General features: G+C 36.7%; 12 protein-coding genes. 9 read left to right on the top strand and 3 right to left on the bottom strand.

Translation table 11 applies throughout. The features are described from left to right. The first annotated feature begins 3 nt into the window (after positions 1-3). From mfd to EHQ49_RS13715, 3 genes are all read left to right on the top strand, one after another. Positions 4-3,426: a transcription-repair coupling factor gene (mfd, locus tag EHQ49_RS13705; protein ID WP_135580228.1), complete on the top strand. Its 3,423-nt coding sequence runs from the start codon at positions 4-6 to the stop codon at positions 3,424-3,426. 100 nt (positions 3,427-3,526) lie between these two features. Continuing rightward, complete coding sequence (locus EHQ49_RS13710; RefSeq protein ID WP_135580229.1) at positions 3,527-4,198, top strand: lipoprotein LipL31; 672 nt, start codon at positions 3,527-3,529, stop codon at positions 4,196-4,198. A 6-nt stretch (positions 4,199-4,204) separates the two neighbouring features. Next, the gene (locus tag EHQ49_RS13715; RefSeq protein ID WP_135580230.1) at positions 4,205-5,044 is read left to right on the top strand and encodes an undecaprenyl-diphosphate phosphatase; all 840 of its coding nucleotides are present in this window, start codon (positions 4,205-4,207) and stop codon (positions 5,042-5,044) included. Here EHQ49_RS13715 and EHQ49_RS13720 read toward each other — a convergent pair. Next, complete coding sequence (locus EHQ49_RS13720) at positions 5,019-7,550, bottom strand: SpoIIE family protein phosphatase (protein WP_135580231.1); 2,532 nt, start codon at positions 7,548-7,550, stop codon at positions 5,019-5,021. The two genes, EHQ49_RS13715 and EHQ49_RS13720, sit on opposite strands and share 26 nt — an antisense overlap. A gap of 54 nt (positions 7,551-7,604) precedes the next feature. Between EHQ49_RS13720 and EHQ49_RS13725 the strand changes: the two genes are divergently transcribed. The 3 genes from EHQ49_RS13725 to EHQ49_RS13735 are packed head-to-tail and all read left to right on the top strand — an operon-like array spanning position 7,605 to position 11,374. Further along, a complete protein-coding gene (locus tag EHQ49_RS13725) occupies positions 7,605-8,786 on the top strand; it encodes a class I SAM-dependent rRNA methyltransferase (RefSeq protein WP_135580232.1) in 1,182 nt (393 codons plus the stop codon). Between the two features lie 25 nt (positions 8,787-8,811). Further along, complete coding sequence (locus EHQ49_RS13730; RefSeq protein WP_135580233.1) at positions 8,812-10,236, top strand: MBOAT family O-acyltransferase; 1,425 nt, start codon at positions 8,812-8,814, stop codon at positions 10,234-10,236. A 1-nt stretch (position 10,237) separates the two neighbouring features. Further along, positions 10,238-11,374 (top strand): DUF1574 domain-containing protein, encoded by a 1,137-nt coding sequence (locus EHQ49_RS13735; RefSeq protein ID WP_135580234.1) that lies wholly within the window; start codon positions 10,238-10,240, stop codon positions 11,372-11,374. On the opposite strand, the gene EHQ49_RS13740 is transcribed toward EHQ49_RS13735, so the two are convergent. Beyond that, positions 11,371-11,970 (bottom strand): J domain-containing protein, encoded by a 600-nt coding sequence (locus tag EHQ49_RS13740; protein ID WP_135580235.1) that lies wholly within the window; start codon positions 11,968-11,970, stop codon positions 11,371-11,373. The two genes, EHQ49_RS13735 and EHQ49_RS13740, sit on opposite strands and share 4 nt — an antisense overlap. A gap of 63 nt (positions 11,971-12,033) precedes the next feature. On the opposite strand from EHQ49_RS13740, the gene miaB reads away from it, so the two are divergent. The 3 genes from miaB to EHQ49_RS13755 all read left to right on the top strand — a co-directional run bounded on the left by miaB (position 12,034) and on the right by EHQ49_RS13755 (position 15,896). After that, positions 12,034-13,410, top strand: a complete 1,377-nt coding sequence (gene miaB / locus EHQ49_RS13745) for a tRNA (N6-isopentenyl adenosine(37)-C2)-methylthiotransferase MiaB (protein ID WP_135580236.1) — start codon at positions 12,034-12,036, stop codon at positions 13,408-13,410. Continuing rightward, entirely contained in the window at positions 13,403-14,995 is a 1,593-nt protein-coding gene (locus EHQ49_RS13750) for an LptF/LptG family permease (RefSeq protein WP_135580237.1), read from the top strand. Before miaB ends, EHQ49_RS13750 begins: the two co-directional genes overlap by 8 nt. Before the next feature lie 70 nt (positions 14,996-15,065). After that, positions 15,066-15,896 carry a hypothetical protein gene (locus EHQ49_RS13755; protein WP_135580238.1) on the top strand — a complete coding sequence of 277 codons (831 nt, stop codon included), beginning with the start codon at positions 15,066-15,068 and terminating at the stop codon, positions 15,894-15,896. Here the strand turns inward: EHQ49_RS13755 and EHQ49_RS13760 are convergent. Beyond that, on the bottom strand, positions 15,893-16,699 hold the full coding sequence (locus EHQ49_RS13760) for an FcpA-related putative periplasmic flagellar protein (RefSeq protein WP_135580239.1): 807 nt from the start codon (positions 16,697-16,699) through the stop codon (positions 15,893-15,895). The genes EHQ49_RS13755 and EHQ49_RS13760 overlap by 4 nt on opposite strands. Between the last annotated feature and the right edge of the window lie 51 nt (positions 16,700-16,750).

Consider the following 16,750-nt stretch of genomic DNA (forward strand, 5'->3'; position numbering starts at 1 on the left):
TTCATGTCCAAAGAAATCGAAGACCGTAAATTTAGTCCTAAACAAGTATCCACTGATTCCAAGTCATCTTTAGTCAATCTGAGTGGAATCCCAGAATCGGCCCATTCTTACGTAACTGGATCTTTGTACGAGACACTGAGTGCTGATTCTACTTTTCTTGTTATCCTTCCTACAAATCAAGACGCGGAAAGTTTTTCTCGCGAACTACTAAGTTTTTTACCACAGGATGAGGTTTTCTATTTTCCGGGTCCTGAAAATATTCCTTATGAATATACAAAATGGCAAATGGAATGGAAGAGGGATCGAATTCTTACCATCAATAGAATTTTATCGGGAAATCGTTGTTTGGTGGTTACGTCTGTTTCAGCATTATTACGAAAACTTCCTATTAAAGAAAGTCTTAAAGGAAAATCCATTTCTTTACAGTTAGGAAAGGACTTTCCTTTAGAAAAGTTATTATCCGAATTAGTCCATTTAGGTTATCATCGGGAAGAGGTGTGTGAACAATTTGGTCACTTTAGTTTGAAAGGTGGAATCCTAGATATTTATACACCTTATTTGACAAATCCAGTTCGGATCGATTTTTTTGGTGATACAGTGGATGAAATCAGAACCTTCGATCCTAATACCCAAAAATCCATTGCTAAAATTAAAGAAATTATCATTACAGCTGCTAACGAAACAATTGTTAGTCGTGATGAAAAAACAAAATATCAAGAAATATTGGAACTCAACAAAGAAAAACGACTTCCGATTGATTCTGAGTTAGAGGTCATTGAAGAACATTTGCCTCTCGTTCGTAAACATGAAGGTTTTTTAAAGTTCTTTCCCAAAAAACCAACCCTTATTTTTCCTAGATTTTTTGATACCAAGGAACGCTCCTATGGAATGGAGAGAGAATACAATACTCTCTTTGAGAAAAAAAAGGAAGAGGCTTTTTGTTTAAAACCGGAAGAACTACTATCCTTTGATGAGGAATGGGAAACACTCACTTCTGAGGAGACTCCTGGAATTCGTTTTTCACTTTTACCGGACAACCAAAAAAATTATTCGTATGAACCAATCACAGAGGTGCGAGGATTTCGAGGAAAAATTAGGGAAGCAAAAGAATATTTTTTAGAACTTCTAAACGAAGACTCAGAAAATAAAATTTTTATCACCTCTTCTTTTTCCGCGCAGATGATGCGGCTGAAAGGTCTTTTTGCCGAAGATGAACTTGAAACAGTTCATTCTGATTCGGAAGATCCACTTCCCATTCCTTTTCAGAATGTAAAACCCGGAATCCATCTTGTGATATCGGATCTCAAACGAGGTTTTCATGCTTTAGAAGAGCATGTATATATATTTACAGACAACGACTTATTTGGTCGCCAATACAAACGTAAAACACGTTATAAAAAACAAGCCTCTCAAATGATCGAGTCTTTCATTGATTTGAAAGAAGGCGATTATGTAGTTCATGTCAATCATGGTGTGGGCCGATTTGTTAAAATTGAAAGAACCAAAGCAGACGGAAAAGAAAGAGACTTTCTAAAATTAGAATATGCCGGTGGAGATAGTTTATTTGTTCCCCTCGATCAGATTTCTCTAGTTCAAAAATATATTGGGGGAACCGATTCTCCAAAACTCGACACCCTTGGTAAAAATTCTTGGAAGAAGGCCAAAGACAGGGTCCAGGAATCTGTTGATAAACTTGCCGAAGAACTAGTTTTACTTTATTCTAATCGGATGAAATTAAATGGATTTGCCTTTCCTCCAGATACGATTTGGCAAGAAGAATTCGAAGCTGCTTTTGAATTCGAAGAAACTCCTGACCAAATTTCTGCCATAGAATCGGTAAAACAAGATTTAGAATCGGCAAGGCCTATGGACCGTTTGGTCTGTGGGGATGTGGGTTATGGAAAAACGGAAGTTGCGATTCGTGCTGCTTTTAAGGTGATCATGGCCGGAAAACAAGTGATGCTTCTCACTCCGACTACCATACTTTCCTTACAACATTTTAATACTTTTAAATCTAGATATGAAAACTATCCGGTAAAAATTGCCTTTGTATCAAGATTTCGTTCTGCTTCGGAAATCAAAGAAGATCTAAAGAATTTTTCTGAAGGTAAGATTGATATGCTTATTGGAACTCATGCCATTTTGTCTTCTAAAGTGAAACCAAAAAATCTTGGTCTCCTTATCATTGACGAGGAACAAAAGTTTGGTGTCACTCACAAAGAAGCTATTAAGAAATTTAAAAACCTTGTGGATGTTTTGACTCTGACAGCAACACCTATCCCGCGGACTTTACATATGGCACTGACTGGAATTCGTGAATTGTCTATCATTTCTACGGCTCCTAAAAATAGACAAAGTGTAGAAACGTATGTGTTAGAAGAAGATGACACTCTCATTCAAGAAGCCATTCGGAAGGAGATTGAAAGAGGTGGTCAGGTTTTTTATTTGTACAATCGAGTAGAGTCCATTGAAGAGGAAGCAGCTTACATTCGGTCTTTGGTACCCGAGATATCTGTTGGAATTTTACATGGCCAATTGACTGAAGATGAGATAGAGGAAACGCTTGTTGATTTTTATGAGCGTAAATATGATATTTTAGTAACTACTACGATTATAGAATCGGGTATCGACATGCCAAATGTTAATACCCTTATTGTCAAACGAGCTGATATGTTTGGACTTTCTCAACTCTACCAAATTCGAGGTCGTGTGGGCCGTTCTGACAGAAAAGCCTATGCCTATATGTTCTATCCTTCAAAGAAATTGATGACGGAACTTGCTGAAAAGAGGTTAAATACCATTTTCGAATATCAAGAGTTAGGTTCAGGTTTCAAGGTTGCTATGCGAGACTTAGAAATTCGCGGAGCTGGAAATTTGCTCGGAAAAGAACAATCGGGCGATATTATGGAAGTTGGGTTTGATCTTTATGTGAAGATGTTAGAAGAAGCCATATCTCGAATCAAAGGGGAAGAGGTGCGAGTAGAAGTTCGTACTGCTGTGAACTTAAAAACAAACTTCTATTTACCAGACGATTATATTCCAGATACAAAACAGAAAATTGAATTTTACAAACGATTTGAAGGTTCCGCGAATCTGGATGAAATTGAGGAATTGTCATTGGAAATGGAGGATAGGTTTGGTGAATTGCCGCAAATTGCCAAAACTTTTGTGGAATTAGAAAAGATCCGTACTCTGGCTTCCAATTTAGGTTTTGAATTTGTGACGGAAAAACCAGAAGAGATTTTGTTTAAATGTGGAACCTATTTTCGCGGAAATCCTGACCGAGTGATCCAAGCAATAGCTAAATTTAAAGGACTTCTCATTTCTCCTCAAGAACCATCTGTATTACGTTATACGATTCCTGAACGGGAAGATTTGCAAAAAATCAAGAAATTGCTTTCCCTTTTGGAATTCTTAGCCGCTTAATTTTTAGGCATTAGAATGTAGCACCTTTGGCCAAAAAAGGATAGACATTGCGGGAATTGGCGAAACCATCATCACAAATCCTTTCAGGCACTTAAATAATATGACTAAAATCCTTCCTTTGTTTGTTTTTTTGGCATCCCTTTTCCTCGTTCAGTGTTCGGACTCCTCCCCAGTCATTGAAACTTTGGATAACCATAAAATTACCGTAAAAGACTTTGAAGCGGCTTATGACACCGCTCTTGATTCTATCAGCCGATTACAGAATATCGAAAAAAAGACTCTTCTTGAGTTCATTGAAAAAGATATCAATGAAGTTCCACAAAACTTCCAAGATCTAAACTACCAGTTACAAAAGAAAAATTTCTACCAAACTTACCGTCAAATGATTATGACTCGCCTTGTGGCGGAGAAAAACGGTTATATCTCTCGCCCAGATGTAGCAGAAGTAATCAAACAAGTAGAAATGCAAACCATTGCTCAAATGTATGTTTCTGAACAAGTAGAGAAAAAAATCCAAATCACTGACGAACAAGCGAAAGCTGAGTGCGAAAGACTCAGAGGATTGGATCGAAATATTGCAAACCTAACTATTGATAAATGTCTTACTTTTGCAAAGGCGCAGATCAAACAACTCCAAACTAGAGAACAACTTCCTTTAGTAGTAGAAAGAATCAAAGAAGAAGTAACCATTAAACGAAACGATAAATTTGACTTGGATGCATACCTTGCACCAAAGAAAAAAGTGGAAGAACCAGCCAACCCACAAAAATAAGTCGGAATGGACAATACTTTAAATGCGTTTCTCCGTGGCATCATCGAAGCTGCCACGGAATTCCTTCCCGTATCCTCAACTGGACATCTATTTCTTTTCAGTTATTTTTTCCCCTTTCAAAACCTTAAAATCGATCATGAAGCATTTGAGGATTTGTTCGATATTTTTATCCAAACAGGGGCAATCCTTTCAGTTGTTGTATTGTATTTCCAAGTTTTATGGAAACATACAAAAACAACGGCTTTATTTCTTATAAAGAAATCAGAAGACAAGTCGGGTTTTTCCTTTTATCGTAATTTGATTTTAGGAATCCTTCCAATCCTCGTCCTTGGATTTGTTTTTAAAAACAGTTTGGATCAAATTAAAATGCGTCCGGATTTACTTCTCATCCTTGGCCTTTCCTGGTTCGTTGGTGGACTCATTATGGTTTTTGTGGAAATGAGACAATACGATGAAAGTGAAGGAAAAACAATTGGGATTAAAGAATCAATTCTTGTTGGTTTATTTCAATGTTTTGCACTCATTCCCGGTGTTTCTAGATCAGCCGCCACCATCATTACTGCGAGAATTCTTGGTGTTTCTAAAAAGGATTCTGCAGAATTTTCATTTTTTCTAGCGATTCCGGTTTTAACCTTAGCCGGTATTTATAAGTTATACAAACACCGATCCATTTTGAATTCAGAAACCATCGGTCTTCTTTTTTTTGGAAGTATCGTATCATTTATCATTTGTTACTTTATCATCCGTTTGTTTATGGCATTTATCCGTCGTAGGAGTTTTATCTCTTTCGGAATTTATAGAATTTTACTAGGTATTCTAGTTATCCTATACTTTGTCCGTGTTTAACGAATTCTAAATAAAATTCTTTTTTGTCTATGTTGTTTGTTCTATCAAGCAGATACAAAAATAACTTTGTATTCTGCTGATGGAGTTTGTTTCGTAAAAACAATCTTTCACACCAGATTACAGCTTCAGCAATTTGACCATTTTTATATAAAGCTTTTGCTGCCATATAGAGAATGTCTTCGCTATTTGGATTTTCTTTCGCAGCTAGTTTGAAATAATTTCCGGCGTTTTGCCAATTTTTTAATTGGTATTCTAACTTTCCTGCAAGAGTAAAAAAAGAATGATGAGGATAGTTTTCCATCAGAGGAAGTAGTTTTTCCAATGCGTCTGAATGGTTTCCATTTTTTGTAATTTCTTTGATTTCTAAATAATTGTTTTTAATTTCTTCCGGTAAAGACATCCGTTGGTTGTCCGGCTGGTAAATTATTTTTAAAAAGGAAAGATCATCCGTAATTTCACCGCTCGATTTAATTTCATGGACAAGTTTTTTTAAGTTTCCTTCGGAACGTTCTACAAATCGTAAAATTAATGTTTCATCTTCGTTGATCAAACGAACGGATTCATCTCCCTTACTCAGTTCAATATCATCTCTCCCATCAGAACCAATGAGTAAAATATCACCGACTTCTAAAGCAAAGGTTTTAATTTGAAAGTAATGATCATTTTTGGGAAATCCTAATTTCCGCATAGAGAGTTCTGTTTCAATAAAAGAAGCCACCCCGTCTCTATAAAGAATACTCCAAGGATGTTCTGCGTTGATATAATATACAAAACCATCCTTTGCCATCATACCAAGGACTACACTAGATAACATGGATCCATCAAAGCTAACAAATACCGATTGTAGTTCGACATACAGATCTTTTAGCCAAAGTTCGGGAGGCCTTGACTTGGTATAACTGGATTTAGCCCGGGAGAGGACGGCTTGAAACACAACTCCTAAAACGAGAGCACCGCCAGCCCCTTGAATGGATTTCCCCATAGCGTCTCCGTTGGCAAAAACAGTATAGTTACCTGAATCCAAATGAACAGTTCCTACAATGCAGATATCTCCTCCAATCTCTCCGTCTTTTCCTCTAAATTGGAATTTTTTCTTTTGGTCTAAATAGGTTTCTATTTGAAGTTCATGGATTTTGTTTTCGATTCGCGCCAGCGGTTGGATGAGAAGTGAAGTTAAAAAGTAATCGCCATCCTGTTTTTCCTTTAAGATCTGTAGTTGGTTTAACGATTCGTTTAAGGCGTCAGTTCTTTCTTCTACTTTTTTTTCTAAGTTTTTATTTAAGTCTTCCACTTCTTCATTTAGTTTGACAAATGAATTTGCTAAAATGATCGCAAGGGAAATATTGAATACCAGAAACGTATATCCCATAATACGAGGAAAAACCCAGTAATTTCTGTTAGTCGCTGAGTCAATGAGGGCTGCGATAAGTACAATCGTAATTCCAATGGTGATGTAGACAGCTCTTCGTTCTTTTTTTCTTAAGTTTTTAAATAAAATAGAAAAAATAAGTACTACATAAACAAGCCAGGTAGGTTGAGCAAAATTTGTAAGTAAAAAACTAAAGGTTTCAATATTACGAAAGAAAAGAAAGTAAAGAAAAAAAGCTAATTGTAATCCGTCTAAAATTTTTCCGAAAATATTATAACGATGCTCAAATAATGTACGAAGAAAGTGATACATAAATGGTATGAGAAGTAAAATGACCATATACTCAACCTTCTTCATTTCCAAAAAAGGAAATCCAAATTCGTATTTGAGTTGGTTTCTTAAAAAGTTATAAATTACAAAAGAGAAGGAAAATAAGGCAAAGAAAAAGTTCTCACGATCCTTTTGTCTTCGAATGAAGAGAAATAAGAAATATCCTCCTACAGTGGAATAAACGGTAAGAAAAATTAGTTTAATAAATTCATCTTTATAAAATCTAGAATGAATTTTATCCGAAGGTCCAAATATGGTTTCATCTTGTTCGATACCACCAGAAGATCCGAAGTAAGGTTGGATTTGGATCAGAAGTAAGTTTTTTTTTCCGTATTGAATGGTATGAGATGGAATGTTATAAATTCTGAGTTTGTCATAGGCTTGGGGATCACTTGCATTCCAAACACCTGTGTTTCCAATCAAATGTCCATTGAGATAGGTTCTATCTCGATCATTGATAATCCCCAATCTAAAGCTGTATTGTGTAGAAAAATCTTTTGGAACTTGAATCCATTTAGCTAGAAAGATTGTTTGTTTTTTTTTGTGTTTTTCCTTTTCCTTGTATAGGTTGCCTGGAATAGAAACCCGAACCCATTTCCTATTGAAAAAATTGGATTCTGTGATCGATTGAATTTCAGAATCACTCAGTTCTTCTTCTGTCATATACCAAAAAGAGGAAGGATCGTTTTTCTTTGTATCAAGAGATACAAGTTCTTGGGAGGGAGATTCTGTAGTGGAATCTGGTAAGGTTTGTGCGTGGAGTAGGGAAAAAGAAAAGACAAGAAAAATGAGTACGATTTTTATCATATATAGACGAACCCTTACGTTCTTAACTCTGTTACCTTTCCAAATGGATGTAAAATGGTCATTCGATTAAAAAAGACTAAAGAAAAAGCTGTATTAAATTTTCATCCGTGGATTTTTTCCGGAGCCATTGCTTCGGGAGAATCGGGCCTTGTTTCTGGAGATATTGTCCGAGTCGAATCGTCGTCTGGCGAATTCCTTGCTTGGGGTCATTATGATTCAAAAAGTCAAATTCGCATTCGTTTGTTCTCTTTTGATGCAGCAGAGTCGGGGGATCTAGAATCTTATTGGATTTCCAAATGGAATCTAATTTATGAATCCAAACAAAAATTACTTCCGATAGACACTACGGGATTTCGACTCTTTCATTCAGAAGGCGATTCTGTTCCTGGAATCATTGTTGATTGTTATCACCGAACGGCTGTTATGCAACTTAAAACCCCAGGTGCTATCAAATTACGAAATTGGTTAGTAAACTTTCTTTCAGAAAAAGGGTTTGAAACCATTTTCGAAAAGGGTGAAAAACCGGAAGAGAAATCAGGTGGAGATTCGTTCTTCCATAAAGGAAACCAAACCGAACCCAGTTTTACCGAACACGGAGTTCAATTCATTGCTGATATTACAAAAGGACAAAAAACAGGTTTTTTCCTCGACCAGAGAGACAATCGTGCCTTAGTCTCTCGGTACTCAAAAGGAAAGACAGTTCTTAATACCTTTGCTTATTCGGGAGCATTTTCCGTTTATGCATTATTAGCTGGTGCGAAGACCGTACATAGTTTGGATATTTCTAAGCAGGCAATAGAACTCTGCGAAAGAAATTTGGTATTAAATGGACTCGGCTCTCCTGAAAACTTCGATCGGCATAAAAGTTTGGTTTTAGATAGTTTTGACTATTTAAAAACTATGGATTCTGACTTCTATGATTTGATTATTCTAGACCCACCTGCATTTACAAAGAGCATTGCTACTGTGAATCAAGCCAGTCGGGGTTATAAGGACATCAATATGCGAGCAATGAAAAAAATTCAAACAGGTGGGCTTATTTTTACCTTTTCCTGCTCCCAACATATTTCTTTTGATTTGTTTAAAAAAATTGTTTTCGGGGCGGCAAAGGATGCCAAAAAAAGGGTTAGAATTTTACACCATCTAACCCAGAGCCCTGACCATGGATATTCTGTTTTCCATCCGGAAGGAGAATACTTAAAAGGATTAGTGATTCAGGTTGATGGAGATACATGATCTCGTAAATTGGTGAAATCTTAGAATGAAATTTACATCCCTTAGTTTTCTTTTGTTCTTCCTTGTCGTATATTGTTTCCATTGGATTTTTCGTGGAAGATTACGACTGGGATTCCTATTTTTGGCTTCGTTTGGGTTTTATGCTGCTTGGTCTATCCCGTTTGCATTTCACTTCCTAACAATTGTTCTATTAAATCATTTTTTTAATAAACAAATCCTAAAAAATAAATCCACCTTCTGGTTTCCAGTTTCTCTTTTTGTGAACTTCGGAAATCTTTTTCTTTTTAAGTATTTTTATTTTTTGTGGGGCCATCTCTTTCAACTCACAGGAAGTATTTACTTCGCTCCTGAATCAGTCCAAAGTTTCTTAAATTCTCAATTTGGTGTTTCTTCCATTACTCTTCCACTTGCGATTAGTTTTTATACATTCCAGATGGTAGCTTATACAATTGATATTAAACGTGGTAATGCAGAAGAAAATCCTAACTTTTTTCAATTTGCACTTTTTATCTTTTTCTTTCCTCAACTGGTTGCCGGCCCCATTGTTCGACATGGAGAATTTTTTTACCAATTAGAAGTTTGGAATGCAAAAAAAGAACAACTCTTTGAAGGTTATTACTTAGTTTTTCTTGGTCTTTTTAAAAAAGTAGTCCTTGCTGATAACCTTTCTCCGGTAATCGAACCAATCTTTCAAAACCCAGATTCGTATGATGGAGTTACTAACTTCATTGCCTGGTTCGGATATGCGGCCCGAGTGTTTTGTGATTTCAGCGGTTATACAGATTTAGCACGTGGACTCGGGAAACTTTTAGGAATCAATCTCCCGGAAAATTTCCATGCTCCTTATTTATCTGCTTCTGTTCGAGAGTTATGGACTCGATGGCATATGACCCTTGCCACTTGGATCAAAGATTATATTTATTTCCCGTTAGGTGGATCAAGGGTATCTGAATATCGAGGTTATTTAAATTTAATTGTCACTTTTACTCTTGCAGGTTTTTGGCATGGTGCAAATTTTACTTTTATCATCTGGGGATTTTTACATGGCCTTATGCTTAGTATCGAAAGAAAAATTGAAGTTATCAGAAAACCAGATAAAACACTCAAACCTCCAAAATGGAAAAAATATTTAGGTGTTCTTTATGCATTTGGTTTTTTTGTTTTCACCATTCCATTTTTTAATGCTCCCAGCGTAAATAATGCTTTGACCATGTATAAAAGAGCGTTTTCTGGTGCTGCGGGAGAAAGGACAAATAAACTAGAACTCATTCTTTATAGTTTGATCCTTACCTTTTTACTAAACTATTTACAAACCAAACCGAGTTTTCCAAGAGAAAGTTGGTCAACAAAGACTTCCATAAGTTTTCTTTTAATCTTTTCATTAGCGGTTACAATATTGTTAGGTTATCTTGCTCCGGGAGGAACGGAATTTATCTATTTCCAATTTTAATATGAAATATCAATTTAAATTTCCTGTAGTCCTCTATCCTATTTTATTGGCACTTAGTCTTTTTATTTTGGATAAAATTTTCTTTTTACCCATCATTGTGGAAAACACATATAGTTGGAAAAAGATCGAAAGAAAGTTTTATGAGTTAAAGGAAGATCTTTTTCTTGTTATGCTTGAAGAACATAAGAAGAATCCTTCCAAAGAAATCGGTTTGATTTTAGGAAGTTCTCGTTCAGGAGAATTTGATTCTGAAATGTTAGAATCATTTTTTCCAAATACAAACTCCTTTAATTTTGCGGCACCATTTGGTCCACCGAGTTTTCAAGCTTATTGGCTTGAACGAACATTTGCAGCTAAACTCCCTCTTCGTTATGTGTTAATTGAAGTAGATCCGCTTTTGTTTTCGCAAGCAGCGATAGATTATTCACTCAATGGATCCTATGACATTGCGTATGTTTTAAATCAACTTGATTTTTATAGGACTAAATCTAAGGATCCTTGGGCTGTGGACGCCAAAGGGTTTTCTACCGATGAAGTAGAAATTTATCTTTTAAAAAAGTTATTTGCCTTATATAAATATCCTTTAGATCCGACTGCAATCAAAGCTAACAATAAAGAGATTGAAGTAGGTTTTTTTCCTGGTATGTCTGTGGGAATTACAGGGAAAGATCACAAACGCAATTATATTGATAAAATCAAAATGGTAAACCGAGTTAAATTCGGAGCTTTACCAAATGAAATCAAGTTTGCGAATATGGATGTCTTTTTGGAAAGAGATGCGGAAGCGATGTACAATCAATATCTTAGAGGCCAATCGCTGGCACCAACTCAAATCTTTTTCTTTAAAAAGATGCTTCGTTTATTAGAAGGAACTGGAATTCCTGTGATTATCTATTTCCCTGCAGTTTCCGATGCACTTCGTAGAAGGATGTCCACTGATGGACTCCTTGATAGTTTTAATTTAGAAATTGGAAAAGCTGTGACAGAAGCTCAAAAGACTAAGAATTCCAGATTCATTGTGATCGATCCGAATGTAGACCCACGATGGGTATGTAAGGATTTTGTGGATTCTCTGCATTTGAGCGGGGCTTGTTTTCCCAATCTTTTGCCTATTTTATTTCCAAATAGCGTTCGTTAGTTTCTTCTTTCCTTCCGTTTTTCTAATTCTATTTTTAGAAAACGGAAACGAAAAAATAGATAACCGAGTCCACTTAAGAAGAGAAAGATTCCAGAACCCCAACTAGAGGCGGATTCGGATATGGTTTTTTCCGTTTCCGAGGTTTCATTCCAAAGGGAATGAACGAGAACTAGACCTGAATACAATAGAAGGTTGAGAACCATATAAATGGTGGTTTTTTTTAGGATCCAAAGGGTATCACTCATTTCTTCCCGGAACCTAGTGAATTCACTGATGACCTCTTGGTAGGTTTTTTGATGCCCCAATCGGTAAACATCATAGGCTTCTTCCATTTCCGGATCTTTGGCTTTTCCGTCCAAAAGGACAAATTCAAAGTCCAACTGGGAATCGTAATCTTTTCGCTTTTGAGGATCAACCAAAGTCAAATATGCCCGTGTTAGTTCGAGGATTTTGTCTTTTGCTTCTAAAACTCCGGCTGCCTGTAATCTCTCCCAAAACTCTAATTCTTTGAGGTATATGGCCTCGATTGTCTCTGGAGTGGATTCCTTAGTCACCCCTAAGATTGCGTAGAATGTTTCCCGTTTTGTACGAGCCATATAGTCTGTTTAGTCCCTATCTTCTTTGCTTTACAAGGAAATTTTCTGGAAAAACATATCATTATGAACCCAACCTTGACTGAAAATCCAAACACAGAAACCCCCATCCAATTGGGAAAGGTCTATGTGGAGACCTATGGATGCCAAATGAACGAATACGATTCAGGGATCGTCAAGGAACTGTTTCGAAAAGAGAACTATGAATCGGCAGAATCCATCGAAGAGAGTGATATCATTTTTCTTAATACTTGCGCTGTCAGAGAAAATGCACATGCCAAGATTTATGGTAGGTTACAATCACTAGGATATTTAAAGAAAAAAAATCCCAATTTAGTGATTGGCGTCCTTGGGTGTATGGCGCAGAATTTAGGAGAAGATTTGTTCCACCAGGAACTTCCTTTAGACCTAATTGTCGGACCAGACAACTACAGAACGTTACCTGAACTCATTCAAAAAATCCGAGGAGGGGAACGTGATGTTCAACTAACGCGCCTTTCTCGAACGGAAACTTATGATGAATTGGAACCCAAAGTGGTCAATGGAATCCAAGCCTTTGTTACCATTATGCGTGGTTGTAATAATTTTTGTACCTTTTGTGTGGTGCCTTATACGAGAGGAAGGGAACGAAGTCGAGAACCTGGTTCTATTGTGACTGAAATCCTCCAACTGGAAGCAATGGGTGTCAAACAAGTTACACTACTTGGTCAGAATGTAAATAGTTATTCATTTGAAGAAACAGACTTCTGTGCTTTAGTGGAAAAGATACTTGCGGAAACTACAGTGGAACGGGTTCGGTTTACAAGTCCTCATCCCAAAGATTTTCCTGACCATCTGATTTCTCTTATGGCAAAGGAACCTCGTTTCTCTTCTCAAATTCATATGCCTCTCCAAGCAGGAAGTTCAAAAGTCCTAAGGGATATGAAACGAAGTTATACCAAAGAAGAATATTTAGACCTAGTGGCTAGTATCCAAAGCCGAATCCCTGATATAGGGATTACTTCTGATATCATTGTTGGATTTCCTGGCGAAACAGAAGAAGAGTTTCAGGAAACATTAGAAGTTGTTAAAAAAGTTAAATTTGATATGTCCTATATGTTTAAATATTCGGAACGAGAAGGGACAATCGCCAAACGAAAGTTTATTGATGATGTTCCCGAGGAAATCAAAAGTAAACGACTGATTGAACTGGTCGAACTACAAACAAAAATTTCGCACGAAAAAAACCAATCCAAAATTGGTTATGAATTTTCGGTGTTAATAGAAAACACTTCAAAAAAATCAAAACTTGAGTTATGTGGTCGTTCGCACTGCGGACGTATGATTGTATTTCCAATTCCGGAAGATCAGTCAAAGGATCCTGTTGATTGGATCGGAAAAACAGTTACGGTGAAAGTGGAGTCGGCAACAAGTGCTACTCTAAAAGGAAAACTCGTTGGCTAAACCAGTCGATTTACGAACCGTTCGGGTCTTCTCCAAAGATGACTTACCACCTGGATTTATGGTGGATACGGATCGTTTAGGAAAGTGGAAACGTTTCAAACCTTCGATTCTTAGGATCTATATTCTAAAGGAGATCTTAAGTCCCTTCCTTGTAGCATTATCATTTTTCACTATGATTTATATGGCTGTTGCCATTCAAAAGATGATTGGCCTTTTTGTGGGAAAGGGGGTCGATTTCTTTCGACTTCTGGACTATATGGGTTATGTTTTCGGAAATACTCTTCCCATGACTATTCCTATGGCCTGTCTTATGTCCGGAATTATGGCCGCCGGACGTTTGTCAGGTGATTCCGAGATCACAGCAATGCGAGCTTCCGGGGTTTCTTTTCCTTATATCTACTCCAACTTTCTTGTATTTGGTTTTTTAATGACTTTGATTGTTGGGTATTTGAATTTTTATCTAGGGCCAGAAAACACCCGTAAGATGAAAGATTTTGATAACTGGATTGCCACTTATAATCCGTTACTCGCCATCCAACCAGGACACTTTTCCGGAGATAAAACCCAGGACTTTTTTTCTGAAAAGGGAAGGACTATGTATTCCGGTGGAATCGATGCAGATGGGAACTTAAGTAACGTCCAAATTCGGGAATGGGCTATTTCTGCTGATGGAACTGATTTTATTATGGTAAATAACCTTGCGGTTCCCATGGGGGGATCTCGGATGTTACAGATTATCAATGCGAAAGAAGGTTATCTCGTTGAGAAAAAGAATTTAAACGGTGAGTATGAAAAGTCTGTGCGTCTGCGGAAGGGTTATGTGATTGAATGGGATCCGGAAACAAGTGCCATAGGAATTACAAACTTTATGGACGGAGAGATGGACTATAACACTCCAGCAAAGAAAGAAACAAAGACTTTAAGTATCAATGTCAAACCCGACACTTTTTCTTTGCCGATGCTCATTGAAATTCGAAATGCCATTGAATCGGAAGGACTGGAGAAAATTCCAGGATTAGAAATCTTAAAAGAATATGGGCTTTCCATTAAAGGTGTTGGTGGTTTGAAACAAATGGTGGAGCAGTTTAAGTATGAACTGCTGATGGGAGCAAGTTCGGGAAACCAAGAGGACATGGCTCAGAAATTTGCACTCTTCACCCAACTTTCAGAACTTCTAAATGAATCTAAAAAAACACTCACGGGGTTTAATGTAGAAATCCACAAACGGTTTGCCACTCCATTGTCCTGCCAGATTTTTTTCTTTTTATCCTTTCCCCTTGGTCTTGTTGTAAAACGATCGGGAAAAGGGATGAGTTTTACACTTGCTGTTGTATTTTTACTCATCTATTATACTTTTTTTATCTTTGGTTCCGGAATTTCTTATAAAGAGAATGTACCCGACTGGGTAGGGCCTTGGTCAGCAAATATTGTGATTGCCACCCTATCGATATACATTATGATTTCACGCACTGATGCTAAATTGCCTGAATCCATACGGAGTCGGATTGGATTTTATTTCCGGTTTCGAGATCGAGTCGAAGACCAAATTGAATTGATAAAAAATCGGTTCCGAAAAGACAAATGAGATAAAATTTGCTAGAAAATTCCTCTCGCTACAGTCCAATAGAATCAGTTGAAAATACAGGAGATCTGGTTTGAAAACATCTTATATTTGGAATCTTTCTAAAGGGCGACCTTTTCCGGTAGAGCTCTGGAAACATTCAAAAATCAAGATCCAAGTCAACCAAATGGACTTGAGTGAGCTTGATCGAATTTCGATCACTCCTAGTGACATTCATATATTGTTCGTACAAGTCTCACTTGCAGAGTGGAAACAAATTCAACCAATGATTGTCTCTACTTTTGAAGCGAGTCCTTTTGTATCCTTGATTTTGGTTTCTTCCCCTGACGGGGTCGAAGCCATTCAAGAAATCGTACAGTCCCATCCCAAATATTTGGTTTTGGAAAATCCTCTGCATGTCAGAGAACTTCGTATGATTTTGGATAGAACCATTCAATCGGAATCTTATAAAGCAGCGGCCTTAGATATCGGAAACTCATGTTTAGAAAACGTAGGTTTTTTTGAAGGAGTGTTTTCTTTAGCACACCAAGAATACGAAGAATCTAAGAAAGAAAATGAAGCCTTACGTTCTATTTTACAATATGAAGAATTGGTGAAACGTTCCCAAGCAGGCATCAACACTGCATTAGAAAAAGTAAATGATATGAAAAATCAAGAGTTGATTGAACTTCATGAGAGAGTGAAGGCAAGTCAACAATTGGATGAACTGCGCGAAAAAGAATTAAAACAAGCTCTGGAATTACAAAAAGCAACAGAACAAGTATTAAATTATTCGCGAATTGAAGAGATGAACTTAGATAAAATTTTAAGAGCACAAGATAGGCTATTTGAATACACAGAACAAGAAATTAAGGAACTAGTGGAAGAAAACCGGTCCTTAAAAAAGAAACTGGGTTTAAGTTAGAAGTCTTTTCCTACCTTTTCCTCTATGCTCGCGTATTCTTTGGAATCGCGACCATAGTGAATTTCAGCAAACCGCAATAAATGTTTTTTCTTTAGTTCTTTAAACTCATAATAAAGTTCTTGGTTTTTGGAACGGATTGCAGTTTGTTCCATTTTTTCATAAGATAATGCGAGAAGTCTATGTGGTTCTGCTTCTGCTTCATTTTTAGAAGATAGATCAATGTACTTTTCAGCAAAATCAATGACTTGAAGATAATTTTTAAAAGCCTCTTGGTGTTTGATGTATTCTCTAAAGATTCCTGATTTCAAATCTAAATAAGGAGTGCTTTCCTTAACTTTCGGATTCTCAATTTTTTCGAGAAGGTTCATTGCTTTTACAAGCCTACCAACCGTTTGTGATCTTAAATCAAAGAGTTGTTTTTGAAATTCTTTTTCTTTGTTTTCTTTCCTGATTTGTTTTTGCCATTCATAACGATCTTCATAATAGATTTCTTTTTTTGATTCTTCTTTTCGTTTTTCAATGGTCTTTCTTGCTAACTCAAAGTGGTCAATGGCAGCTGAGTATTCTTTGTTTGAATCTTGCCATCGTTTCTGCGAATTTTTTTCATCGATTAAATTGAGGATTGGCATTGTTTCCAATCTCTCTGAACTATCCCCCCAAGGAGAGCCTGATTCTGGTGTGGTGGGTAGGATGGATTCTACCCGATTTTCTGTGGAGGATACCTGTTTTGTGTCTTTGGAGCTAAGTGACAAAGAACTAAGGAAAATCAAAGAAATCCAGAAAAATAGGATGGGAAATTTCATTTACAGGGAAACTTTCCTTGAATCCTAGATATTGGCAAGAACTATCAATCT

Origin of the sequence: Leptospira perdikensis (assembly GCF_004769575.1) — a bacterium.
In the GTDB taxonomy this organism is placed as follows: Bacteria; Spirochaetota; Leptospiria; order Leptospirales; family Leptospiraceae; genus Leptospira_A; species Leptospira_A perdikensis.